General features: G+C 29.8%; 23 protein-coding genes and 2 tRNA genes. 24 read left to right on the forward strand and 1 reads right to left on the reverse strand.

Annotated features, from left to right (window positions below; all coding sequences use genetic code 11):
- Positions 1-167: 167 nt before the first annotated feature.
- A tRNA-Leu gene (locus VK071_07065) sits at positions 168-257 on the reverse strand.
- A gap of 237 nt (positions 258-494) precedes the next feature.
- On the opposite strand from VK071_07065, the gene VK071_07070 reads away from it, so the two are divergent.
- The 24 genes from VK071_07070 to VK071_07185 all read left to right on the forward strand — a co-directional run.
- Positions 495-1,820 (forward strand): ABC transporter permease subunit, encoded by a 1,326-nt coding sequence (locus VK071_07070; GenBank protein HLR35079.1) that lies wholly within the window; start codon positions 495-497, stop codon positions 1,818-1,820.
- Between the two features lie 33 nt (positions 1,821-1,853).
- On the forward strand, positions 1,854-2,765 hold the full coding sequence (locus VK071_07075; protein HLR35080.1) for an ABC transporter ATP-binding protein: 912 nt from the start codon (positions 1,854-1,856) through the stop codon (positions 2,763-2,765).
- Positions 2,752-3,963, forward strand: a complete 1,212-nt coding sequence (locus tag VK071_07080; GenBank protein HLR35081.1) for an ABC transporter permease — start codon at positions 2,752-2,754, stop codon at positions 3,961-3,963. Before VK071_07075 ends, VK071_07080 begins: the two co-directional genes overlap by 14 nt.
- 142 nt (positions 3,964-4,105) lie before the next feature.
- Positions 4,106-5,905 (forward strand): ABC transporter ATP-binding protein, encoded by a 1,800-nt coding sequence (locus tag VK071_07085; GenBank protein HLR35082.1) that lies wholly within the window; start codon positions 4,106-4,108, stop codon positions 5,903-5,905.
- Between the two features lie 99 nt (positions 5,906-6,004).
- Positions 6,005-8,686 carry a DNA polymerase I gene (polA, locus tag VK071_07090; protein ID HLR35083.1) on the forward strand — a complete coding sequence of 894 codons (2,682 nt, stop codon included), beginning with the start codon at positions 6,005-6,007 and terminating at the stop codon, positions 8,684-8,686.
- A complete protein-coding gene (gene coaE, locus VK071_07095) occupies positions 8,673-9,290 on the forward strand; it encodes a dephospho-CoA kinase (GenBank protein HLR35084.1) in 618 nt (205 codons plus the stop codon). The genes polA and coaE overlap by 14 nt, the downstream gene beginning before the upstream one ends.
- Positions 9,291-9,306: 16 nt before the next feature.
- Positions 9,307-9,963, forward strand: a complete 657-nt coding sequence (locus VK071_07100; GenBank protein ID HLR35085.1) for a lytic transglycosylase domain-containing protein — start codon at positions 9,307-9,309, stop codon at positions 9,961-9,963.
- Between the two features lie 28 nt (positions 9,964-9,991).
- Positions 9,992-11,734: a peptide ABC transporter substrate-binding protein gene (locus tag VK071_07105; GenBank protein ID HLR35086.1), complete on the forward strand. Its 1,743-nt coding sequence runs from the start codon at positions 9,992-9,994 to the stop codon at positions 11,732-11,734.
- 53 nt (positions 11,735-11,787) lie between these two features.
- Positions 11,788-11,873 (forward strand) — tRNA-Leu (locus VK071_07110).
- Between the two features lie 51 nt (positions 11,874-11,924).
- On the forward strand, positions 11,925-12,977 hold the full coding sequence (locus VK071_07115; GenBank protein ID HLR35087.1) for a DNA polymerase IV: 1,053 nt from the start codon (positions 11,925-11,927) through the stop codon (positions 12,975-12,977).
- 288 nt (positions 12,978-13,265) lie between these two features.
- Positions 13,266-14,594 (forward strand): electron transport complex subunit RsxC, encoded by a 1,329-nt coding sequence (gene rsxC, locus VK071_07120; protein ID HLR35088.1) that lies wholly within the window; start codon positions 13,266-13,268, stop codon positions 14,592-14,594.
- A gap of 22 nt (positions 14,595-14,616) precedes the next feature.
- The gene (locus VK071_07125) at positions 14,617-15,633 is read left to right on the forward strand and encodes an RnfABCDGE type electron transport complex subunit D (protein HLR35089.1); all 1,017 of its coding nucleotides are present in this window, start codon (positions 14,617-14,619) and stop codon (positions 15,631-15,633) included.
- Positions 15,634-16,212, forward strand: coding sequence for an RnfABCDGE type electron transport complex subunit G (locus VK071_07130; protein ID HLR35090.1), 579 nt, complete (start codon positions 15,634-15,636; stop codon positions 16,210-16,212).
- Positions 16,213-16,234: 22 nt separating this feature from the next.
- Positions 16,235-16,858 (forward strand): electron transport complex subunit E, encoded by a 624-nt coding sequence (locus VK071_07135; protein HLR35091.1) that lies wholly within the window; start codon positions 16,235-16,237, stop codon positions 16,856-16,858.
- Positions 16,859-17,431: an electron transport complex subunit RsxA gene (rsxA, locus tag VK071_07140; protein HLR35092.1), complete on the forward strand. Its 573-nt coding sequence runs from the start codon at positions 16,859-16,861 to the stop codon at positions 17,429-17,431. It begins immediately after the preceding gene.
- A gap of 11 nt (positions 17,432-17,442) precedes the next feature.
- Positions 17,443-18,327, forward strand: a complete 885-nt coding sequence (locus VK071_07145; GenBank protein ID HLR35093.1) for a Fe-S cluster domain-containing protein — start codon at positions 17,443-17,445, stop codon at positions 18,325-18,327.
- Positions 18,328-18,620: 293 nt separating this feature from the next.
- Positions 18,621-19,001 carry a NusG domain II-containing protein gene (locus tag VK071_07150; GenBank protein ID HLR35094.1) on the forward strand — a complete coding sequence of 127 codons (381 nt, stop codon included), beginning with the start codon at positions 18,621-18,623 and terminating at the stop codon, positions 18,999-19,001.
- A gap of 14 nt (positions 19,002-19,015) precedes the next feature.
- Complete coding sequence (locus VK071_07155) at positions 19,016-19,552, forward strand: Gx transporter family protein (GenBank protein HLR35095.1); 537 nt, start codon at positions 19,016-19,018, stop codon at positions 19,550-19,552.
- Positions 19,552-20,133: a Maf family protein gene (locus VK071_07160; protein HLR35096.1), complete on the forward strand. Its 582-nt coding sequence runs from the start codon at positions 19,552-19,554 to the stop codon at positions 20,131-20,133. The genes VK071_07155 and VK071_07160 overlap by 1 nt, the downstream gene beginning before the upstream one ends.
- A 19-nt stretch (positions 20,134-20,152) precedes the next feature.
- Positions 20,153-20,860, forward strand: a complete 708-nt coding sequence (gene radC / locus VK071_07165) for a DNA repair protein RadC (protein ID HLR35097.1) — start codon at positions 20,153-20,155, stop codon at positions 20,858-20,860.
- Between the two features lie 26 nt (positions 20,861-20,886).
- Entirely contained in the window at positions 20,887-21,900 is a 1,014-nt protein-coding gene (locus VK071_07170) for a rod shape-determining protein (GenBank protein ID HLR35098.1), read from the forward strand.
- Positions 21,901-21,919: 19 nt separating this feature from the next.
- Entirely contained in the window at positions 21,920-22,765 is an 846-nt protein-coding gene (gene mreC / locus VK071_07175; protein ID HLR35099.1) for a rod shape-determining protein MreC, read from the forward strand.
- Between the two features lie 15 nt (positions 22,766-22,780).
- Entirely contained in the window at positions 22,781-23,278 is a 498-nt protein-coding gene (mreD, locus tag VK071_07180) for a rod shape-determining protein MreD (protein ID HLR35100.1), read from the forward strand.
- Between the two features lie 15 nt (positions 23,279-23,293).
- Positions 23,294-25,911 (forward strand): penicillin-binding transpeptidase domain-containing protein (locus VK071_07185; protein HLR35101.1); only part of this gene is annotated, 2,618 nt, incomplete at its 3' end.

Genomic DNA, 25,911 nt, shown 5'->3' on the forward strand with positions numbered 1-25,911 from the left:
AAAGAAAACTATATAGTTGTATTTACTATGATAAATGCAATAAGGGGATGGAAAGCTGTTTAGAATATCTCCCTGAATATGTCTTCTATAACGAAAGGCATAATGTTAGATGTATTTTTTATATGAAAAAACAACCTTAAAATTTTAAGGTTGTTTGAGTAGTATTCTGGTGCCGAAGGCGGGAATCGAACCCGCACGAGGTTTTAAGCCTCACTGGATTTTGAGTCCAGCGCGTCTGCCAGTTCCACCACTTCGGCTTAATATTAATTTATTATATCATAAAAACTATTTTAGCACAGAAAGACAAAAAAATCAACCTATTTTTATTTCTAGAGTTTCCTCATTATTTCATTAACTCCTCATGTCAACAAACTTTCAGAGGTTACTTCTAACACATGGAAATGTATGCTGAAAGTATTGAAAAATCAAAGTTTAAAAGCTTTAAATATAAAAAATGGGGAAACTTTAAATCTTTATTTAGGAGTTGTAGACATATGGGGACGTACATTTGGTTCGAATTTAAAAGGAAAATTAACAATCCTAAAACATTGTTTTTAATTGTTCTAATGTTGGTTTTATCTTTTCAAAGAATTGGACATTATAGACTGGAAGGAGCAAAGTATTCTTCCTATGTATCCTTCGAGTCATATGGAGAGTCTATTGAAAATCTTGGAAGTATCTTGTTTCAACGATATGGGGAAGGATCAGAAAAAGATAGAGACTCATTTAAGTTATTCATGGACACTGGAGAACAAGTTAAAATTGCAGCAAAAGAAGAAGACTATAGAGAGTGGACAAGATTGTCAGCCTTTGCAGCTTTGATATACGCAAAATCAGCTGCATACGGAGAAGGAGAGCAAGAAAAAGAAAGTTTTAAAAGTGAAGCTATTGAAATATGGAATGAAGTTAGTAATGGCATAGATTATGATGATGTAGATTTTAAATACGGAGATAAAACTGCCTATAAAACCTCTAGTGATTTCCATTTATCTGAAGCAAGGTATTACCATACTCTGTATAAAAAAGGTTTGGATCCAATTGGCAGAAATCATATAAATAGTATAACATTTTTATATCGTTATTTTGACGATATTATACCTATAGCAATTGGGTTTATTGTACTTATTTTAATTTTTGACAATGTAAATGAAGAATGGAGTAATGGAAGTTTAAAATTGGTTCTTACACAACCACTTTCTAGAAAGGAATATTTAGCATCAAAGCTTATTGTTGGGATATTATATAGCTTATTTATTGTTCTGATTCCAGCATTAATTGTTTTAATTGGATTTGGAATTGTAAATGGGTTTCAAAATTATAATTATCCAGTACTATATTTAGGAGAAGGATTTAAAACTATTGAGCCATTACCTAATTATTTAAAACGGGATGTTGATGAAAAAGGTGGCAATGATTTTCAAGGTATTAGTATTTATTCAAATATTCCAGGGTCTAATTCTGGATTAAGTAATAGATTAGTTTTAATACCCCTTTACAAATTTATATTACTATCTCTACTATTACTAACATTCTGCATAATATTCTACGTAACTTTAAACTTACTTATATCATCAACGACAAAAAACAAGATAATAGCTTTTACTATATCAGGACTTATAACATTGATTGGGACAGTTTATAGTCAAAAGTGGATTGTTGGTGACAAGTATAATTTAAGTCCCTTTACAATGAATAATCCAGTGAGAATATTAAACGGTACATATAATGCAACAGCTTTGACTGCATCTATAGTATTGTTAGGGTCAGCCTTAATAATATTTTTATGTAATAATTTATATTATCAAAAGAAAGATTTGTAGTTTAAGTCAATTTAATATAAAGGTGGTGCTATAGTGGATAATAATCATGCAGTAGTTGTTAAAAATTTAAATAAAGCCTATGGAAAAAAGAAGGTATTGAAGGATGTATCTTTCAATATTTCTCATAATGAAATAGTGGGTTTCATCGGTCCAAATGGTGCTGGTAAGTCTACCACTATGAAGTGTTTGTGTAATTTAGTAATCCCTGATAGTGGAGAAATTCAAATTTGTGGAGTAGATTTGTTTAAGGAAAAAGAAAAGGCCTTAAGTTGTCAAGCGTCGTTAATTGAAAGTCCAGGATTATATTTAGATATGATAGGAAGAAAAAATATAGAACTTATAGCAAAAATGAGGGGGGTATCAAAAGAAAGGGTAAAAGAAATTGAAGATTTTACAAAATTGGAAGACAAATTAAATATAAAAGTATCTCAGTATTCTATGGGCATGAAACAAAGGTTAGGGTTAGGAATAGCCCTCCTTAGTAAGCCAAAATTTTTAATTTTAGATGAACCAACTAATGGACTAGATCCTAAAGGGGTTATTGATTTAAGAAATACTTTACAACAATTAATTAAAGAAGAAGATATTTCAATTTTATTCTCTTCTCATCAATTAGGAGAAGTGGAGAAGTTGGCTGATAGAATTATATGTATTAATAATGGAGAAATCATTAATATTCCAGAACTTATTTCGGAACAATTTAGTTATATATTGCAACTTTCTTCTTTAGAAAAGGCCAAGCCTATTATGGAATCTATAGTAGACACTGAAAAGATAGAATATATTTCTTTAGATAGTGTAAAAATTTCTTTAGATAGTCAAGAGACTTTATCAGAAGTGTTATTTCAATTGCTAAAAAATCAAATTTTAGTATTAGATATTAATAAAGCAGAAGTCGATATAGAAGGCATTTATCAGGAAGTTTATGGTGATGAATATGACTAAATTAATTAGGGGAGAATGGATAAAGTTTACTCAGAATAGAAAAAACAGAATATTGATATTATTATTAACTTGTTATTTATTAGGTAGTGTATTCTATTTTATAAAGGCGGATAAGGATTATTATATACAAATGGAAGAGGCTATGAGAGAGCAAAAACGGGAAGCAAGTAATAGGCTGGAAACAATTACTAAGCTTGAGGAAGAAGAGGAAGATTATGAAAGTAATCCAAAAGAGTTAGAGTATTTAGATATAGAGAATACATCGTCTTTAATGTTAGAACATTATTATAGTATGAAGGATCTTAAAGATTGGGAAAGAATGCTTGAAACTGAAAATGAAAAATATAATAATTTAATTTTGGGAGAGGAAAAAGGTTTTATTGAAAAACATGTCTTGAAGGCACGTAGCCAATATCCTACAGAGTTAAAAAGAGAAATAGCAAAAAACGAATACCTAATAAAAAATAATATTAAACCTTATTTTACTCCTTATGAATTAAATGGAATGCAATTTTTAACATTTTTATTAGAAGGTTATTCTCCAATGATATTAATTATATTTTGTGCCATATTATCTATAGATATTTTTTTGGGAGAATTAGAAGAAGGAAGTTATAAATTATGCTTTACTCAACCTTATAATAGAAAGAAAATATATTGGGCTAAAATATTTAGTGTTTTATTATTTGTAATAGGTATAATGTTACTTTTAATGCTGCTATTTTTTATAATTATAAGTTTAATCTATGGAGTAGGTAGTAGTAGGTATCCTAGGGCAATAGGTATCTTAGAAATTTTAACTTCCTTAAGTAGTAATACTGGAAAACTTGGACAGTTCCAAATTATATCTACAAGTAAATATTTATTTTTAGGATATATTTTATTATTCTTTATGATGATTATGACTATATTATCAACTATAACTTTATCAACTTGGATTAATTCACTTTCTAATACTTTAGGATTAGTTACAGGTTTGATGATGTTAAACTATGTATTTGAATCTTTTTTAGAAAATGATTCTATTTTACGGTTTTACTTTCCTCTTTCTTATTTCAATATAGAAGGAGTAGTTTCTGGACAGGTAAATGCATCTTATATTATAGGAGTAATTTTTGCATTAATTATATCTACAATATTAACTATCACTAACTATAAAACCTTTATGAAGAGAGATTTATTAGGAGCTAAAAGTTAATATATATTAGAAAAGTTCACTTAATGGTTTTATCTACTTAGGTGGAGAGTTTTAAAAAAACTAAAATAGAATTTATTTTTATAAGCCAATACTAAGGATAGGAATGGAAATATGAATAATAAAATTACAAGGGGAAAATAATGTGAAAGAAAATGGATATAAAAGAACAAAAAATTTAATAAAACGTACTATGAAATATATTTATACAATTTCTCCAGCAAGCTTTATATTAACTATATTCTTTACAATGCTAGTAGGTTTTACATCTGCTATGTCTATATGGGGCACAAAACTATTGATTAATGGAATAGCTGAAGTAAGTACAAATAAAAATAATAATTTCATAAATATATTGGTTATTTATGCAGCAATTAATATATTTATTCAAGTTATTCAATCATTAAATAATTATATAAATTCAAAGCATCAGCTGAAGATTGACTATAAAATGAGTATGGATATATTAGAAAAATGTAAAGAGTTAAGATTGCAGGACTTCGAGGATGCTGAAATATATAATATATTAGGTAGAGCAGAAATGGAAGGTCAAGCAAAAGTTTATATAACCTATACAAATATTTTAATGATAATAACCCAAATAGCGTCAGTAGTTTCAATATCATCAATAATATTATCTTGGAATTCATATATTTTTTTACTTATATTTATAACTCCAATAATATCTACAATAGTAAATACAAGAATTGGATATATAAATTATAAAATGAGAATGGAAAGAATGAATGAAGTAAGAAAAACCTCATACATTAATTACTTACTTACCAATGATATAGCTTGTAAAGAAGTTAAAACCTATAATATAGGGGAATATTTAATAAATATATTTTCTAGCCTAAAGAAAAAAATACAAGAACAGGATTTAAATATGACTAAGAAAGGGACTAAATGGGCAATAGGATTAAGTTTAATGGAGGAATTAATTAGCTTATTTGTAATATTTAATGTAGTGAAAATGGCTGCAGTAGGAAAAATTTTAGTGGGAGACACTGTAGCCTATATAGATAGTTTAAGCACTATTCAATCAAATGTAAGTAGTTTTTTAAGAAGTTTATCTGAAATATATAATGATATATTATATGTAGAGCAATTTTATAAATTATTAGATTTAGAAATAAAGGGATATGAAGATAGAATAATAGAAATAGATGAAATAAAAGAAATAGAATTTAAAAATGTAAATTATACTTATGAAGGAAGCATAAATAGCACACTTAAAGATATTAATATAAAAATAAATAAAGGACAACTTGTAGGAATCGTTGGTCAAAATGGGTCTGGAAAGACTACCTTTATAAAGCTATTATGTGGATTTTATGATAATTATGAAGGAGAAATATTTATAAATGGAATAGAGTTAAGGAAAATAAAACCGGATAATTTAAGAAAAAGAATGGGGATTATATTTCAGGATTTTAATAAATACGAAATGACTTTAAGAGAAAACATAGGTTTTGGAAACATTGGTGAAATGAATAGTGATGAGAAAATAATGAAAGCCCTAAGGGAAATAAATTTAAGTGAAAAGATAGATAAATTTCCAGATAGAATAGATACACAAATGGGAAAATGGTTTGCAGGAGAAGAATTATCTAAAGGACAGTGGCAAAGAATAGCCCTTGGTAGGGCTTTTATGCGAGATGCAGATGTCTACATATTGGATGAGCCTACATCATCCTTAGATCCTATTAGTGAAAAAGAAATATTTTCATTAGTAACGGAAAAAAGCAGAAAAAAGATAGGTGTTTTTATTACCCATAGAGTGGAAAATATAGTAGAGCTAAATCCAAGGGTAATAGTGTTTTCGGATGGAAGGATAATCGGAGATGGCAGCCATGAAAAATTAGTAAGCAATTGTGAAGAATACATTCAGTTATTAGGAATAAAGGAAGAAAGAAATTATGCTAATATAAATTTTATATAGTTTAAAGTTTTGTTTACTACTTTATTTTTTTAAGATATACTTAATATGTACATAGTTTATACTATAAGAGAAGTTAAGTATTATTAGGGAGCTGATATAGTGAAAAAAGAAAAGTTAATAATTATAGATGGAAGTAGCTTACTTCATAGAGCATTTTATGCACTTCCTTTATTATCTACAAAGGATGGTATATATACTAATGGTGTCCTTGGATTTATGACTATGCTAAATAAAATAAATGAAGATTACAATCCTGAATATATGTGTGTAGCTTTTGATAAAAAAGGGCCTACTTTTAGACATTTAGAATATGAGTTATATAAAGCTCAAAGAGATTCTACTCCTAATGAATTATCCTTGCAGTTTCCAATATTGAAAGAAATTCTTAAGTCTATGAATATATATCAAATGGAAATGGATCAATATGAAGCTGATGATATTGCTGGAACTATTGCTAGGTTAGGCGAGGAAGAAGGTTTAGATGTAATGTTAGTCTCTGGTGATAGAGACTTTTTACAATTAGCCACTGATAATACAAAAGTGCTAATTACTAAAAAAGGAATTACTCAATTGGAAGAATATGATGAGAAAAAGTTTATAGAAACCTATGGTATTACTCCTAAGCAATTTATTGATTTAAAAGGATTAATGGGGGACCAATCAGATAATATACCTGGTGTTCCTGGAATAGGGGAAAAGACGGGTCTTAAATTATTAAAGGAATTTAACTCTATGGAAGGAGTTTATGAAAATATAGATAAGGTTACAGGAAAAAAGAGAAAAGAATCTTTAATTGAACATAAACAAACGGCTTTTTTAAGTAAGAAATTATCAGAAATAATAACAAATATACCCCTAGATCTGACTATAAAGGATTTAAAAGTTGAAGAGCCTAATTGGGATGAATTAATAAAACTATATGAAAAATTTGAACTTAGGAGATTATTAGAACAGCTGCCTCATGACAAAGTTAATATAGAATCAGAGTCTACTTATGAGCCAGAATTTGAAATAATAACTGAAGAAAGCTTTGAAGAGATTGTAGAAGAAATTAAAAATAGTAAAAAATTCGCTTTTAAATTAATTTTTAAATATGAAGATTTTGTTAAGGATGAAATATTAGGAGCTATAATAAAAGTAAAGGATAAGAATGCATATTATATTGATTTTGAAGAGAATTCAAAATCTAAAGATGCTTTTATAACTACTTTTAAACCTATTTTTGAAGATGAGTCTATAGAAAAGATAGGTCATAGACTAAAAGGAGATATTGTAGGCCTATTTAGAGTAGGTATAGATATAAAAAATATAACCTTTGACAGTATGATAGGTCAATATTTATTAAATCCAGCTCAATCTAATTATGATATTGATGAATTAAGTCGGGAACATTTAAATATTAATATTAGAAATGAGGAAGAACTTTTAGGGAAAGGCAGAAAGAAAAAAAGCTATAAAGATCTAAAGGTTCAAGAGAGAGCAAATTATTTTTCGATATTAATTGATATGGTGTTTATGTTGGAAAATCCTATTAAGGGATTAATTGCCAGTCAGGGAATGGAAGAACTTTTTTATAATATTGAACTTCCATTGATAAAGGTATTGGCTAATATGGAATATGTAGGATTTAAGATAAATATTAATGTATTAGAAGAATTAAAGGAAGAATTTAATAAAAAAATTGACAAATTAACGGAAGAGATTTATACTTTGTCGGGAGAAGAATTTAACATAAATTCTCCTAAGCAATTAGGGGAAATCTTGTTTGATAGGCTAGACTTACCAGTCATAAAAAAGACTAAAACTGGATATTCAACAAATGCAGAAGTTTTAGATAAATTAAAGGGAAAACATCCTATCATTGAAAAAATTCTAGAGTATAGACAAATTGTTAAGTTAAAATCTACCTATGTAGATGGGTTAATGGATTTGATAGATAAAGAGACAAAGAGAATACACTCTAGTTTTAATCAGACTGTTACTAATACAGGAAGAATAAGTAGTACAGAACCAAATCTACAAAATATACCTATTAAAACTGAAGAAGGAAGGAAAATAAGGAAAGCTTTTGTGACTCAAAGTGAAGACTATATACTTATAGATGGAGATTATTCTCAAATAGAGCTTAGAGTATTAGCTCATATAACAGAGGATGAAAAGCTGCAAGAAGCTTTTTATGAAAGTGAGGATATACATTTAAAAACTGCTAGTGAAGTTTTTGAAGTACCAAAGGAAGAAGTAACACCTCTTCTTAGAAATAGAGCAAAAGCTGTCAATTTTGGTATAGTTTATGGAATAAGTGATTATGGGTTATCTAGGGACTTAGATATATCTCGGAAAGAAGCAAAAAATTATATAGATAAATATTTGGAAAATTATGCTGGGGTAAAAACATACATGGATAGTATAGTCGAATTAGGAAAAAAACAAGGCTATGTAGATACTATTTTAAAACGTAGAAGATATTTACCAGAATTAAAGTCTAGAAATTATGCTGTTAGATCCTTTGGCGAAAGAGTGGCATTAAATACACCAATACAAGGAAGTGCAGCAGATATTATAAAGGTTGCTATGGTGGAAATATATAATGAGTTGGAAAGAAAAAATATGAAATCAAAACTAATTCTCCAAGTACATGACGAATTAATAATTGAAGCCCATAAAGATGAAGCTAAAGAGGTAGAAAAGATAATGGCAAATATTATGGAAAACTGTGTAAAACTAAATGTACCTTTAGAAGTAGATATGCAGATGGGGGAAAGTTGGTATGATACAAAGTAAATGCAAAATAATTGGAATAACTGGTGGTATAGCTACAGGTAAGAGTACAGTAACTAAATATTTAATAGAGCTTGGTTATGAAGTAATTGATGCTGATAAAATTGCTAGGGAAGTTGTGGAAAAAGGTAAAGTTGCATATGAAGAAATTGTAGAGTACTTTGGAGTCGATATTTTAAAAAAAGATGGTGGTATAGATAGGAAAAAACTTGGGGAAATAATATTTAATGATAAAACTAAGAGAATTAAACTAAATTCCATTGTGCATCCTCAGGTAATAAATGTAATTAATAAGAAGATAAACTTATATTGCAAAAATAATAATATTTTATTTATTGACATACCATTATTAATTGAAAATATTGATAGTTTTAATGAATGTGGTTTATATTTTCACGAAATATGGTTAATATATTTGGAGGAAAAGGAGCAAATAAAGCGGCTTATGAAAAGGGATAGTTTATCCCTAGAAGAAAGCGAAATAAGGATAAGTGCACAAATGCCTATAAAATTAAAGAAAAAGTATGCAGATAGAATAATAGATAATAGTAAAAATGTAAATTGTTTATATGACCAAGTAAGAAAACTGGTAAACCCATTAATATAGGCATGGAGGGGTTAGTTTGGCAAGAAGATTAAAAAGAAGATTAAGGTTAGTATTTACTTGTGTTGTTATTATACTGACTATAATAATTTCTGCAAATTTAATTATAAAAACTAAATATCCTATAGGTTATAAAGACTATATTAATAAATATTCTAAAGAATATGATATTGATCCATATTTAATTGCATCCATAATAAATGTAGAAAGTAATTTTGATGTAAATGCCAAGTCCTCAAAAGATGCTAGGGGACTTATGCAGATATCTCCTATAACTGCTGAATGGGCAGCTAAAGAACTTAACCTTACAAATTTTACATTAGAATCTTTGTATGAGCCAGAGACAAATATTAAGATAGGATGTTGGTATTTAAGTGTATTGACAAAAGAATATGACAATAATTTGGAGGTAATATTGGCCGCCTATAATGGAGGAAGTGGTAATGTAAATAAATGGCTTTCTGATAAGAAGTATAGTGATGATGGAAAGAATTTAAAAGAAATACCCTTTAAAGAAACGGCGGAGTATGTAAAAAAAGTCATAAAGAACTGTGAAATGTATGAAAAGATATATAAAGATAATATTGACGATAGTGATAGCGCAGATTTTCAATTTATTATGTTGATAAATAATTTTAAAAAAGTAATAAAACAATATATTTTTCAGAATGGATAATATAGATTTTGTACGGAAGGTGATATACATGAGTTATAAAAAGCTTGTTTTAGTTTTATTTTTAATAATTACTTTATTATTTACTATGACTGGTTGTAATGAAGAACTAAATAAGGCTAACACTGTATCAAAGAAGGATGAAAAAGCTGTTGAAAAAGAGAAAGAATATGAACCTGTGGAAGGTGGTGAATTAGTTCTACCATTAACAGTCCTAAGCACTTTAAATCCGTTAATAAGTGAAAATATTAGCTACCATTACTTCAGTAAATTAATTTTTGAGGGAATGTTCGAATTAGATGAAAAATTTAATATTGAAAATATACTAGCTGAGGACTATAGTATAAAAAATGGTGGTAAGGTTGTAGATATTAAATTGAGAGATGACGTTTATTGGCATGATGGAGAGAAACTAACTTCAGAGGATGTTTTATTTACTATAAATACTATTAAACATGCGGATAATGAGAATTCTTATAAAAAGATTTTTAACAACAGTTTAAATGGGGATATAAAAAACATATTAGATGTTGAGATAATAGACGCTAATAACCTAGAGATTACATTTGATAAAAATTATAGCAATTGTGTAGAAACATTAATTTTTCCTATAATACCTAAACATGTTTTTGCAAAAGCTGGAGAAGGAAAGAAGGTATACGAGAATGCTTTAAAAGTAGAAAATTATAAACCTATAGGTACTGGACCTTATAAATTTATTAGTTATGAAAAGTTCAAAAGTATCACATTGGAGGCTAATGATAACTGGTGGAAAGGTAAGACTTATATAGAAACAGTAATAGGAAAAGTTTTAGAAAATGAAGAATTGATGCTTACAGCTTTTGAGACAGATCAGGTAGATATGACTTTATCTAAGGGAACAGATTGGGAGAAATATGCTGAAAGCCAAAGAGTAAATATAAATGAATATGTTTCTAATAATTACGAATTTTTAGGGTTTAATTTTAATAATGAAACTTTTAAGGATGGTAAGAATAAAGGCATTAGAAAGGCCTTAGCTTATGGAATTGATAGACAAGCTATCATAGAAGAAGTTTATTTAAATCATGGAACTGAAATAGATGTACCTATAAATCCTAATTCATGGTTAGCTTCAGATAATGCTAATACATATCAATACAATTTATCAAAAGCAAAAGAAGAATTGGAAAAGGCAGGTTGGAAAGATAGAAATGGGGATGGAATCTGTGAAGATGAAAAAGGGAATAAATTAACTTTAAGGTTAACCACAAATTCCTATAATCTTTTAAGACTTAAAACTGCTAATATGATAACGGGGGATTTAAGAAAACTAGGGATAGAAGTTATAAAAGATTATTCAGATACAGTACCTGATAATTTAACAGAAGAAATGGTAAAGGAACAATGGGAAAGTTTTGAAAAGAAAATAGCAAAAGGAGATTTTGATATAGCCTTATTAGGTTGGGAATTATCTAGTATTCCTGAGCTGTCTTTTGCATTCCACTCATCTCAAATTAAAAATGGAACTAACTTTATTAGATATAATAATAAAAAGATGGATAATTTATTAGTAGATGCTTTTAGTGCAATGCCTGGTGATAAGAAACAAAAGGCTTATGAAAAGTTAGAAAAAGAAATTGTAGATGAGCTACCTTATATAAGTTTACTTTTTAGGAATAAGGCTATATTGTCAAGCAATAAAATACAAGGTGATATAAAACCAAATTTTAATAATGTATATAATAATATCGAAAATTGGTATATTCCAAAAGAGTATCAAAAGAAAAAATAGTTGAAAAAAATATATTATAAGTTATAATATATAATATACAATTATAATGAACTGCAGGAGTGGTGGAATTGGCATACACGCTATCTTGAGGGGGTAGTAGGCTAAGCCTGTGAGGGTTCGAGTCCCTTCTCCTGCACCAAAATCATACAAGGCTGTATGGTTTTTTTAATAAGTTAAGTAGGGTGTTATCATGACTAAAAGATCAATTATTCACGTGGATATGGATGCTTTTTATGCTTCGGTGGAAGAAGCAGATAATCCATTATTAAAAGGAAAGCCTATTATTGTGGGTGGACGCTCTGGTAGTAGAGGTGTAGTTTCTGCATCATCTTATGAGGCTAGAAAATATGGTGTTCATTCAGCTATGTCTATGGCCAAGGCTAAACAGTTATGTCCTAAGGGGGTGTTTCTTCCTGTAAATATGAAAAGATATAAGGAAGTTTCTAAAGAAGCAAATGAAATACTTAAGGAGCATAGCTTAATTATAGAACCTATATCAATAGATGAAGCTTTTTTAGATGTAACAGGAAAGAATCCTTATATTATATCTAAATCTATAAAAAAGAGAATAAAGAATGAATTAGGACTTACTGTATCTATAGGTATATCATTTAACAAGTTTTTAGCTAAACTAGCTTCTGATGTGGAAAAACCTAATGGACTTACTATAGTCAAAAAAAATGAAGCAGTAAATTTCTTAGTCCCTTTACCTATAAGGAAATTATGGGGAGTAGGGCCTAAGACAGAAAGGGAATTGAACAAGCTAGGAATCTATACCATTGGTGATATGCAAAGGTATGATATGAATGTATTAATTAGGAAGTTCGGGAAGAGAGGTAAGGAGTTATCAGATTTTTCTAAAGGTATTGACAATAGGGTTGTTGAAAATGATATAAAGACTAAATCTATTGGCGAAGAAGAAACTTACATAGATGATGTAGATGACATAGGTTTTTTAGTTAACAAATTAGATGAATATTCTTTAAGTCTAGCTCACAAACTGGATCATCATAGTACTTTAGCTAAAACTATAACAGTAAAAGTAAAATATGAAGATTTTTCAGTTGAAACTAGAAGTTTAACTTTAAGTATTCCTACAAATAAATATCCTACAATCTTTGAAATTAGTAAATCTATTTTAATTAATAAATTTTCCTTAGAAAAAAAAGTAAGACTTTTAGGATTAAGTTTGTCGAATTTAATACATCCAAATGATCCCCTCCAACTTAATATAGAAATGTAGAAAGGCCTAATTGATGACGCTTTCACTCAGTGATTGTATATAAAATAACAAGTGGTATAATAAATTTTGCAATATGTCATATATCCATTAATGGCATCAATACTTTGTTAAAGTATTAATTAACGTTATTTTATATACATTATAATCATTTAGTGGTATAATAAAAATAATCAAAAATATGTACCTAGTCCTGTGAAGTGATTGGGTATTTTTCTATGAATAAATTTAATATTTAATCTATAATCTATATATAAATAAAATTATAATAAATAAAAAGAGGTGGAAAGTATGAAATTGGAAAACTTAACTTTTAAGGGAGGGACCAAAGTTCCCGGCTTTAAAGAGTTTACAGAAAATCTTCCTATAGAAAAAGCTAGGGCGCCTGAAAAAGTTATTATACCTTTACAGCAACATATAGGAGCCCCTTGTGATCCTGTAGTTAAAGTTGGTGATAAAGTAAAAGTAGGTCAAGTAATAGGACAGGCAGAGGCTTTTGTTTCTGCACCTGTACATGCTAGTATATCAGGTACAGTTAAAGAAATAGGATCTCATGTGTCACCAACGGGAATGACAGTAAATTCTATTACTATAGAGGCAGATGGAAAAAATGAAGTAGATCCTTCGCTAAAACCTCATGACAGTTTAAATGAATTAACAAAGGATGAAATACTAAGTATTATAAAAGATGCTGGGATTACTGGAATGGGTGGAGCTAGTTTTCCAACCTATGTTAAATTATCTCCTCCTAAAGATAAAAAAATTGATACTATTATTATTAATGGTTCAGAATGTGAGCCTTACTTGACATCAGATTATAGACTAATGGTTGAAAATCCAGAAGCTATAGTTTTTGGCCTCAAGGTGATTATGAAGGCTGTAGGAGTAGGAAAAGGTTTTATAGGAATTGAGGATAATAAGCCGGAAGCTATCAAGAAATTAAGAGAAGTTTGTAAGAATGAAAAAGATATTAAAGTTGTTTCTTTAAAAGCAAAATATCCTCAAGGAGATGAAAAAAGAGTTATAAATGCAATAACAAATAGGGAAGTTCCTTCTGGAGGCTTACCTATGGATGTAGGGGCAATAGTAAGTAATGCTGGAACTGCAAATGCTATAGGTGAGGCTGTAAGAAAAGGCAAACCTCTTTATGAAAGAATTGTTACAGTAACGGGAAAGGGGATAAAAGAGCCTAAAAACTTAATTGTAAAAATTGGTACAAGCTTTAGGGACATTATCGAGGAATGTGGAGGATATGCTAAAGCACCTGGAAAAATTATAATGGGTGGTCCTATGATGGGGATTAGTCAGTATACAGATGAAGTACCAGTAATTAAAGGAACTAGTGGAATTCTTGTGTTAACTCAAGAGGATGCTAATCCTGAACCGGAACAGCCTTGTATTAAATGTGGAAAATGTCTAGAAGTATGTCCTGTTAATTTACAACCATTATATATCAATAAATTTACCTTAAAAGGAAGATTTGATAAAGCTGAAGAATATCATGCATTAGATTGTATAGAATGTGGCGCATGTTCATATATTTGCCCTTCGAAGAGGACTTTAGTAGAGTCTATTAGATTGGCTAAAGGTGAAATTATAGCAAAAAGAAAAAAATCATAGAAATGAATAGGAGGAATTATCTATGGATAGCAGTAAAACGATGACTTCCACAAAAGCAGAAGAGATTTTAAAAGAGGGAAGTCTAATTGGAACTTCATCTCCTCATTTAAGATCTGGAGAGTCAGTTCAAAGGATTATGCTAGATGTTATTATAGCGTTAGTTCCAGCAATAATAGGAAGTATTTACTTTTTTGGAATGAATGCTTTCAAATTAATATTAATTTCTGTTATATCAGCAGTAGGATTTGAGGCCTTAATTCAGAAAGTTTTTGGCAAACCAATTGCAATAAAGGATTTAAGTGCAGTAATTACTGGAATACTATTAGCCTTTAATTTACCACCTACAGCACCATGGTGGATACCTGTTGTAGGTTCAGCTTTTGCAATTATAATAGTTAAGCAATTCTTTGGTGGATTAGGTTCAAATTTTATGAATCCAGCATTAGCTGCAAGAGCTATGTTATTAACTTCATGGCCAACTATAATGTCTGATTTTGTATCACCAGGCGTAGATGCTGCTACTGAAGCAACACCACTATCTATTATTAAATATGGATTTTCAGATGCTGCTGCATCTGCAACAGTAGCTGAATCTGGAAGTACATTACCTGAATTGAAAGAAGTATTTATTGGAAATGTAGGAGGAAGTTTAGGAGAAACTTCGGCTTTATTACTATTAGTTGGTGCTGCTTATTTGCTAATTAGAGGAGTTATAAATTGGAGAATACCAACTGCCTATATAGCAACTACTCTTATTATGCTATTATTATTTGGGGTTGAAAGTGAATATATACCTTATCATTTATTATCTGGAGGACTTATACTAGGAGCTTTTTATATGGCTACAGATTATTCATCTTCACCAGTAACACCATTAGGACAAATTATTTTTGGTATAGGGGCCGGATTTTTAACAGCCCTAATAAGGGTGAAAGGTGGATATCCAGAAGGGGTGTCTTATTCAATATTGCTTATGAATGTAGCTACACCCTTAATTGAGAAACTTACAAAACCTAAAGTATTTGGGGAGGTGAAGTAAATGAACGAGACCCTAAAACTAGGTTTAGTATTATTAATTGTTACGGCAGTATCAGCTACAATTTTAGGAATTTCAAACTTTGTTACAGCAGACAAAATAGCTGAGGCAGATAAATTGGCCAATGATAGTGCAAGAAAAGAAGCATTATCTGTTGCTGAGGATTTTGAACTTTTAATTGAAGAAACTGAAAAGATTAAAAAAATAAATCCTGAGGTATTAGAAATCTACGAAGGGTTAGATGGTAGTGGGGAAACTATTGGATATGTAATTAAAACAGAAGTTTTAGGATTTGGTGGAGATATCGAAGTAATGACTGGAATATCTTTAGAAGGTAAAATAACAGGTATGAAGGTTTTAGATCATGCAGAAACCCCGGGTTTAGGAGCAAGGGCTACAGAGCCTGAATTTCAAGAAAAATTTAATGATAAATCTGTAGATGAATCAATAGTTGTAGTAAATAGTGAACCCGTTGGGGGAAATGAAGTATTGGCAATTACGAGTGCAACTATAACTACTGATGCTGTTGCTCAGGGTGTAAATATTGCTAGAGAAATATTTGTTGATAATTTTGCTAAGTAATTAGTATTCGGAGGTGTAAATATTGAAACTTTCTGAGATTTTTTATAATGGTTTAATAAAAGATAATCCTGTATTTGTTCAACTTATAGGTATGTGCTCAGTGCTGGCAGTAACTACTACTGCGGTAAACGGCTTAGCAATGGGACTATCAGTAATATTCGTATTAGTAGGTTCTAATTTAGTTATATCCTTAATTAGAAATGTAATACCAGATAAAATACGTATACCTGCATATATAGTTGTTGTTGCAACTTTTGTAACAATAATAGAAATGTTTTTAAAAGCTTATGCCCAAGATATATATAATGCTTTAGGGTTATTCATTCCATTAATAGTTGTAAACTGTATTATATTAGCTAGGGCTGAGGCATTTGCGTCAAAAAATGGAGTATTGCCATCTATTGTAGATGGACTAGGTATGGGATTAGGGTATACCCTAGCATTACTTGTACTAGGTAGCTTAAGGGAAATTATAGGGGCTGGTAGTATATTTGGTTATAAATTATTTAGCGATGCTTTCCAACCGGCACTAATATTTATAATGCCACCAGGAGCTTTTATATTGTTAGGTATTCTTATTGGAATTTTCAATAAAGTGAGAATGAATAAGGCGGCTTCTGATTCCAAAGTAAAGGGGGAAGCATAGATGAATTTATTTACTATACTAGTTAGTACTATATTTGTAAACAATTTTGTTCTAGCACGTTTCCTAGGGATATGTCCGTTCCTAGGAGTATCGAATGAGACTGAAACTGCAACTGGTATGAGTATAGCTGTAACCTTTGTAGTTACATTATCTTCTATTATTACTTATGTAATTCAAAAAGCAGTGCTAGATCCATTAAAACTTGGATACCTTCAAACAATAGTATTTATTTTAATCATAGCTGCATTAGTTCAGTTTGTTGAAATGGTTATGAAGAAGATAAGTCCTAATTTATATCAAGCTTTAGGAGTTTATTTACCTCTTATTACTACAAATTGTGCTGTATTAGGAGTAGCTATTTTAAATATACAAGAAGGTTATAATTTAATTCAGACAATTGTAAATGCAGTAGGAGCCTCTATAGGTTTTGGGTTAGCCCTTATATTAATGGCTGGCATTAGGGAAAAATTAGAACTTGCAGATGTTCCAGAAGCTCTTGAAGGCTTTCCAATAGCTTTAATAACAGCAGGTCTTATGTCTATAGCCTTCTTAGGCTTTAATGGGCTTGTATAGGAGGTATATTGATGAATACTATAATTTATTCTGTATCAGTTTTAGGAGGCTTAGGTCTATTATTTGGAATCATACTATCATTGGCTTCAAAAGCCTTTGCAGTAGAAGTGGATCCAAAGGTTGAAGAAATTAGAAAGGTACTTCCTGGTGCAAATTGTGGTGCATGTGGTTTTCCAGGATGTGATGGTTTAGCTAATGCTATAGCTAAAGGTACTGCGGCTGTAAATAGCTGTAGTGTAGGCGGACAACCAGTATCAGATAAAGTTGGAGAAATAATGGGTGTTAACGCAGAAACAGATGAAAAAATGATTGCTACTGTACTATGTCAAGGAAGTGACTGTAAAGCAAAAGAGAAGTTTAAATATGAAGGAATAAAAGATTGTAGAGCAGCTAATCGAATTGCTGGTGGAAGTAAAGCATGTAGTTATGGTTGTTTAGGGTTTGGAACTTGTCAAACTGTATGTCAATTTGATGCTATTGATATAATTGATGGAATTGCAGTAATTAATAAGGAAAAGTGTACAGGTTGTAAACAATGTATAGAAATATGTCCTAAAAACATAATAGAAATGGTACCTTATGAACAAAGAACAGTAATAAAATGTTATAGCAATGATCCAGGAAAGGTAGTAAGGAAAAATTGTTCTATAGGCTGTATTGGCTGTGGTATATGTGTTAAAAATTGTCCTTTCAATGCAATAACAATGGAGAATAATTTAGCTAAAATAAATTATGAAGAATGTTATAAAAATTGTGAAGCTTGTGGTATATGTGCTGAAGTATGTCCAACAGGTGCTATATGGACAGATTTAACAAAGGTATTAGAAAACATAGAAGCAAAGGAAAAAGCAAAGAAAGAAGCGAAAGCTAAAGCAAAAGCCAAAGCAAAAGCATAAATGATGAAAAAGATAGGGCCTATTTAATAGGGCCCTTTTTTCTAATATAAATGTCTGTTTTTATAAAAATTGTAACTTGTATTTAAAAAACAGACATGGTAAACTTAATATGTATATTATGTATTCAATAAATATATATAAAATAAATACAAAATATATAGTGAATTGATTATATGTATATATAATAAATATAAAACATATATGGTAATTTAATCATGTGTATTATATATCATTAATATAAAAAAATATGATAAAATTAATATGCATTGTTATTTTATGAAGGAAGTGGATCATTGACAAAAGGGGATAAATATCTAATAATTTTTATTATAATAACTAGCATTGTATCTCTTATATATATAAAGAACTTTGCCAGTGTATATAATAAAAAATATGTAAAAATTCAGGTAGATGGAAAAGATTATAAGACTATTTATTTTGACCCTAAAGTTGTAGGCAAAGAACTTAAAATAGAAACTGAATTTGGCTATAATTTATTAGAAATAGGTGATGGAAAGGTGAGGGTAATAGAAGCAGATTGTCCTGACCAGTTAGATGTGAAACAAGGCTATATATCAAAACCAGGAGAGGTTATTGTTTGCTTACCGAATAAGCTAGTGATTGAGATAATGGGTGAAGTGGAGGATAATGATGTGGATTATATTAGCCATTAGAAAAGAGTGGTAAAATGGATAAAGTACGAAAAATGATATTTTTGTCTTTACTAGTTGCACTTGGGCTTGTTTTAGGGGTTATTGAATCTTTTATGCCATTGCCTTACGTTGCTCCCGGAGCTAAGTTAGGACTATCAAATATAGTAATACTAATAACTTTAGTGCTTTACGGGTTCAAGGAAGGTATGGTTGTAGGAATACTAAAAAGCTTAGTGCTTACATTAATAACAGGAAGTGTATCAAGCCTATTTTATAGTTTGTTTGGAGCAATATTTAGTGGTATTGTAATGTATATAGTATATGCATACTTCTCTAAAGTTTTTAGTCTTATAGGAGTTAGTATTTTTGGTGCAGTAGCTCATAATACAGGTCAGGTATTTGTTGCAAGTATTATGATGAAGAATTTTAGAATCTTTTCATATTTACCAATATTACATCTTATAAGTTTATTTACTGGATATTTTGTAGGATTGGCTTCAATATTTATCACAGATAATTTAAAAAAAAAATGGGAAAATTTCTTTGAAACTAATAATGTTAAGGTGATATAATGAAAAGGATTATTCTCGCTTCAGCTTCTCCTAGAAGAAAGGAATTACTTTTAAAATATGGCATTGAACCCATTATAAGACCAAGTAATGTTAAAGAGATTATTTCTCCTAAGGAAAGGCCAGAGCAGGTTGCTATGTCTTTAGCATTTATAAAGGCTAAAGATATAGCAGGAAAATTTATTGGAAATGAGATAATAATTGCTGCTGATACTTTAGTTTACCTAAACAATAATATACTAGGTAAACCTAAGGATAAGGATGAAGCCGGACATATGATTAGGATGATGAGTGGTAAGAAACATTTTGTTATTACTGGTTTGTCTATAATAGAAGTGCAAGCAAATAGAAAAATAATTGATTATGAAAAAACAATGATAAGTTTTAGAAAACTATCAGAAAATAAAATTGAGAGATACTTAGATACAGGGGAGTATAAAGACAAAGCAGGGGGGTATGGAATACAAGGACAAGGTGAGATTTTAGTCGAAGAAATAGAAGGTTGTTATTCAAATGTTGTAGGACTTCCCATCCCAAAGTTAGACAAACTTTTAGAGAAATATTTTCATATTAGTTTGCTATAAAATAAAAGGTGGTGGGTTTATGAAAGTAACTATAGATAATAATAAAGAATACACCATTAAGGATTTACCTATAACTGAAAGACCGAGAGAGAAATTAGCGCGTTATGGAGCAAATTCTTTATCAAATACTGAATTAGTAGCAATTATTATTAGAACTGGATATAAAGAAGAGACTGCTATTGATTTAGCACAAAGAATATTAAGTATTGATAAAGAAGGTATTGTTTATTTATCCAATGTAACTTTAGAAGAATTAATAAGGATAAAAGGAATAGGGGAATGTAAAGCAGCTCAAATTTTAGCTACTGTAGAATTAGGAAAAAGAATATCTACTTATGTAGCAGATGAAAAAATAAAAGTAAATTCTCCAAATACAATTTTAAACCTATTAATGGAAGAAATGAGGTACTTGAAAAAAGAGCATTTTAAGACTATTATATTAGATACGAAAAACCAAGTAATAAGTATAGAAGATACATCTGTTGGCAATTTAAATCAATCTATTGTTCATCCTAGAGAAGTTTTTAATTTAGCCATTAAAAAAAATGCTAATTCTGTTATACTTGTACATAATCATCCAAGCGGTGATCCAACACCTAGCCTCGAGGATGTAAATGTAACAAATAGATTAGTAGAGGTAGGGAATATAGTTGGTATTAAAGTGTTAGATCATATAATCATTGGTGATAATAAGTATATAAGTTTTAAAGAAAAAAATTTAATCTAAGCTAAAGAAAGGAAGATGAAAGGATCATGGGATTGTTTGATATATTTACAAAAGACATGGGAATCGACTTAGGAACAGCAAATACACTAGTTTATATAAAAGGAAAAGATATAGTGATTAGAGAGCCTTCAGTAGTTGCAATTCAAACTAATACAAAAGAAGTACTTGCTGTAGGAGAAGAAGCAAAAAGGATGATTGGTAGAACTCCTGGACATATAATAGCAATAAGACCATTAAAAGATGGAGTTATTGCTGACTTTAACGTAACTCAAAGTATGCTTAAATATTTTATTAAAAAAGCAAATCAAAGAAGTTCTATTTTTAGGCCTAGAGTAGTAGTTTGTGTACCTAGTGGTGTAACAGAAGTAGAAAAAAGGGCAGTAGAAGAGGCAACAATTCATGCTGGTGCTAGAGATGCTTATTTAATAGAAGAACCTATGGCAGCTGCTATAGGAGCAGATTTACCTGTACAAGACCCAACTGGAAGTATGATTATCGATATTGGAGGAGGAACTACTGAAGTAGCTGTTATTTCATTAGGCGGTATAGTAACTAGTAGGTCTATTAGAGTAGGTGGCGATGAACTAGATGAAGCTATAGTTAATTATATTAAGAAAGAATACAGTCTTATGATAGGGGAAAGAACTGCAGAAGAAATTAAGATAACAATTGGTACAGCTAGTATGTCAGAAAAAGAATCTAAAATGCAAATTAGAGGTAGGGATTTAATTAGTGGACTACCAAAAACTATACAAATAACTTCTAAAGAGATTCACGGTGCAATGAAAGAACCAATATCAAATATAATTGAGGCTATAAAGTTTACTCTTGAAAAAACTCCACCAGAATTAGCTTCTGATATTATGGAATTAGGTATAATGTTAACTGGTGGTGGAGCACTTTTAGAAGGAATAGATAAATTAATTAGAAAAGAAACTGGAATGCCAGTACAAATAGCTGAGCAACCATTAGATTGTGTAGCTATAGGAACCGGAAAGGCTTTAGAAAGTATTGAAATATTAAGAAAAACTTTATCCTAAAATAATAGGATCAGTGGTGATGAATATGTCCATTTTTAAAAAATATAAAAGTAGAATGGTAGTGACAGCAGTTGCTATCATTCTAATTATTACTATGGGTATGACTAACAGTGGGCGAAAAAAAATGACAAAAACGGAGAATGTTTTTGGAAATGTTTTTGAACCTGTAGAAAAATTCTTTTATAATACAGGGCAAAAATTTGCAGGCTTTTTTGGTTCCATAGGTAATATTGGAAAATTAAAGAGTGAAAATGAAGAGTTAAAAAAGAAGATTGCTGCTTTGGAAGACGAAAATAGAAAGTATGAAGATGTTATAGGAAAATCTGATTTTCTTAGGATGGAAGCAGAACTATTTAAAAATACAAAACATGATCTAATATCTGCTCAAGTAATAGGAAAAGAACCGGGAAATTGGTTTAATAGATTTAAGATTGACAAAGGAAGTAATGATGGAATTAAAAAAGATGATATAGTAGTCCAAGGTGTAGAACGAGAAAGAAATGTATATCATGAAGGAGTTATTGGTAGAGTGGTGGAAGTAGGGGAAGATTGGGCTAAAGTTACTTCCATAGTAGATGAAAGTAGTAATATATCTTTTAAGATAACTAGGACTCAAGATGGTGGAATGTTATCTGGTAATGTCGATGGGGAGTTAAATGGATATTTGTTTGAAAGCAAAGCAGATGTTACTAAAGGAGACAAGCTAATGACTTCAGGTTTAGGTGGAGGCTATATTAAAGATTTATACATTGGTGATGTAAAGGAAGTAATTAAAAAAGATGATGATTTAATGGAAAGAGTCATTATTTCACCAGCTGTTGATTTTAAGAAAATATATAAAGTTTATATAATATCTAATAAATAATAAGGGGTATAGACATTGGAAATTTTAACTATATTGATGATTATTATAATTAATTTCATATTGCAAAGCACTATTTTTCATCATATAGCCATATTAGGAGTAGTTCCAAATACTGCTTTAGTAATTATAGTTTCCTTAGGTTTATTAAAAGGGGAAAAAGCGGGTGGAATAGCTGGCCTCCTAATAGGCTTTCTACAAGATATTTTCTTTAGCGTGGCTATCGGTGCAAATGCATTTGTCTATTTTTTTATTGGATATTGTATTGGGAAAACTGAACAGAAAGTATATAAGGAAAGCTTGATTACACCTATTATTTTTACTGCTATATCTACTGTAGCTTATTATTTGCTCTATTATGTAGTTATGTACTTTTTATCTGCAAAAATATCTTTTGGTTTCGTCGTTAAGAACAGAGGTGTAGTAGAAATTATATATAATGGCATTTTAGCTATACCAATATATAAATTATTTTTAAAGATGATTACCGTTCCTTCCATAAAGTTTAGAAGGTAATAGGGAGTGAGATAATTGAAGTTCTTAGAAATATTTAAAAATAGATATAATGTTCTAATACTAGTTATTGCTGTAATGCTTTTTATATTGTCCTTTCGACTTGCAACTCTGACTATAGTAGAAGGAGATCACTATAGAGACTTATCAGATAATAAGCGTTTAAAAGAAATTTCCATAACTGCACCAAGAGGAGAAATAAGAGACCGACATGGTAGACTTTTAGCAGGAAATAAGCCAAGTTTTACTGTGCAAATATTGAAAGATGAACTATCTAAGGATAAAAAAACAAGAAACAAAATTATATTAAAACTTGTTAGATTACTAGAAGAAGATGGTGTTGACTATGTAGATGATTTCCCTATAGAATTAAATGTATTTGAATATTCAACTGATAAAGATTATTCAAAGGAAAGTATAAGTCCAGATGATAAGGTAATAGATATAATCGTTGAAAATAAATTACTTCCAAGTGTGTTAAATACTTTTTACAAAGCTGGGGATTCTTCAGAAACTTATTATTTTATTACGGCAAATAAGGCTATTCACGCTTTAGAAAATAAGGGTATAGAAGTTCCTATTTCCACAAAGATCGAAGAAGGTAATTTATCAATTTACTTTGACGATTCCAAAGATATTGATAAGTGGAAAAAAGAAAATGATATTCCTGGGAATATGGGTGCAAAAGGAACATTATTAAAACTAATAGACAACGATAAAAATATTATAAGAAATATTATTTCCCATCCGATATCAAGAGAACTAACATACAATTTAATAAAAAATAAAGGACTCCAAAGTAATATAAAAATGGAACCTTATTCTATTATTTATGATATGGAGTTTTTAGAACAAAAAAGATTCCTTATGAAAAAGTTCAATAATATAACTATTGAATCAGAGGCAAAAGATGACTTTACAAATATAGTATTACAAACCTCTATAGATGAACTATTAAGAACTGTTATTGAAGAAACTGATAAGAAAGGTAATACTATTAATAAAGTTATTCCAGGACAGTTATTAATAAGTAAAATAGAAGAAAAAGGTATAGAATGTCCAGTTATATATGAAGTAAAGGAAAAAGAAAGTACAGTTATTTATAAATATAAGGATGGGAAAAAAACAGATGCTGATAAGAAACCTATTGACACTTTAATTGAATTAGGAAAGGAAACAGAAACTATAGGATCTGTAATTACTGACGATAAGATTAAAAATACAACTCAGGAAATATTATTGAATAATGGAATAAATCCTAAGATTACAGTTTCTGAATGGAAATATGCATCTTTGAATAACAAAGATAACTGGTTTACAAAATATAAAATACCTAAAAAGAGCTCGCCAGAGGAAGCTTTTGAATATTTAAGAAAAGAGTTTGAAATTAATAAAGATATAAGTCCCTATGAGACTCGCTCTGTGTTACTTATGTATGATCAATTACAAAAACAAGGATATAGGGCTTATGAACCAATAAATGTTGCTTATGGTATAAAAGATACTACAGTAGCAAAGATAGAAGAGGGAATGATGGAAGTGCCAGGTGTTAAAGTTTCCATAGAACCTATTAGGTATTATCCAATGGGAACTACAGCAGCCCATACTCTCGGATATTTAGGGAAAATTTCCCAACCTAATGAGATTAGTAAATATATTAATGAACAAAAGTATTCACCAAATGATCTTATAGGTAAAACAGGAGTAGAAGAAACTTTTGAAGATAAGCTAAGAGGTAAAAATGGAATAAAAAAAGTAGAAGTAGATGTTTTGGGAAATACTACAAAAGTATTAAGTGAAGAGAAAGCTATACCAGGAGATAATTTATATTTAACAATGGATGCGAAATTGCAACAGGTAGCTGAAGAATCTTTAAAGAAAACATTGGAGGAAATACAGGTAGCAGGAACTTATGAAAGTGAATGGGGAAATTATAAATTTGGGACTAGTAAGAAAAAAGGTAAACCTTATGAAGATGCTACATCCGGTGCAGTGGTTGCCGTAGATGTAAAGACTGGGGAAGTATTAGCTTTAGCTAATTATCCAGCCTATGATCCTAATTTATTTGCTACAGGTATTTCTAGTGCTGACTGGGAAAGTTTATTCCCAGAGAATGAAGAGGACTTATTAGCCCCTAGACCTTTATTAAATACGGCTATACAAACGGCCGTTCAGCCTGGTTCTATTTACAAGATGGTTACAGCATTAGCAGGTTTAGAGAAAGGTATGAATCCAGAAAAAACTATTAGAGATATGGGTAAAGTAGATATTGGTGACACAGAAATGGGTTGCTGGATATGGAATGATAATAGAGGCACTCACGGCCCGGTAAATGTATATGAAGCCTTAAGGGATTCTTGTAACTATTATTTCTACTCTTTAGCGTTGGGAATGAATCAAAAGACGGGGGAATCTTTAGGTGTAAAATTAGAAATAGAAGATATTACAAATATGTCTAAGGAATTTGGCTTAGGTGAAAAAACTGGCATTGAAATTAATGTACCAAATGAGTCTTCTGGTGGAGTTCCAAATCCAGAGAGTAAAATAGTTTCAACTAAAAGTTTATTAAGAAAAGATTTAAATCAGAATATAAAGAAGTATATAAAAGAAGATGTTAAAATGACAGATAAGGAAAA

Source organism: Tissierellales bacterium (genome assembly GCA_035301805.1).
Taxonomy (GTDB): Bacteria; Bacillota; Clostridia; order Tissierellales; family DATGTQ01; genus DATGTQ01.

Bases quoted from the DNA above. Each gene is read 5' to 3' on its own strand.
- VK071_07170 (HLR35098.1), top strand. From the start codon at position 20,887: ATGGGATTGTTTGATATATTTACAAAAGACATGGGAATCGACTTAGGA.
- rsxA (HLR35092.1), top strand. From the start codon at position 16,859: ATGAATTTATTTACTATACTAGTTAGTACTATATTTGTAAACAATTTT.
- radC (HLR35097.1), top strand. From the start codon at position 20,153: ATGAAAGTAACTATAGATAATAATAAAGAATACACCATTAAGGATTTA.
- mreC (HLR35099.1), top strand. From the start codon at position 21,920: ATGAATATGTCCATTTTTAAAAAATATAAAAGTAGAATGGTAGTGACA.
- VK071_07115 (HLR35087.1), top strand. From the start codon at position 11,925: ATGACTAAAAGATCAATTATTCACGTGGATATGGATGCTTTTTATGCT.
- VK071_07155 (HLR35095.1), top strand. From the start codon at position 19,016: ATGGATAAAGTACGAAAAATGATATTTTTGTCTTTACTAGTTGCACTT.
- coaE (HLR35084.1), top strand. From the start codon at position 8,673: ATGATACAAAGTAAATGCAAAATAATTGGAATAACTGGTGGTATAGCT.
- VK071_07080 (HLR35081.1), top strand. From the start codon at position 2,752: ATGAATATGACTAAATTAATTAGGGGAGAATGGATAAAGTTTACTCAG.
- VK071_07145 (HLR35093.1), top strand. From the start codon at position 17,443: ATGAATACTATAATTTATTCTGTATCAGTTTTAGGAGGCTTAGGTCTA.
- VK071_07105 (HLR35086.1), top strand. From the start codon at position 9,992: ATGAGTTATAAAAAGCTTGTTTTAGTTTTATTTTTAATAATTACTTTA.
- VK071_07130 (HLR35090.1), top strand. From the start codon at position 15,634: ATGAACGAGACCCTAAAACTAGGTTTAGTATTATTAATTGTTACGGCA.
- VK071_07070 (HLR35079.1), top strand. From the start codon at position 495: ATGGGGACGTACATTTGGTTCGAATTTAAAAGGAAAATTAACAATCCT.
- VK071_07160 (HLR35096.1), top strand. From the start codon at position 19,552: ATGAAAAGGATTATTCTCGCTTCAGCTTCTCCTAGAAGAAAGGAATTA.
- rsxC (HLR35088.1), top strand. From the start codon at position 13,266: ATGAAATTGGAAAACTTAACTTTTAAGGGAGGGACCAAAGTTCCCGGC.
- VK071_07125 (HLR35089.1), top strand. From the start codon at position 14,617: ATGGATAGCAGTAAAACGATGACTTCCACAAAAGCAGAAGAGATTTTA.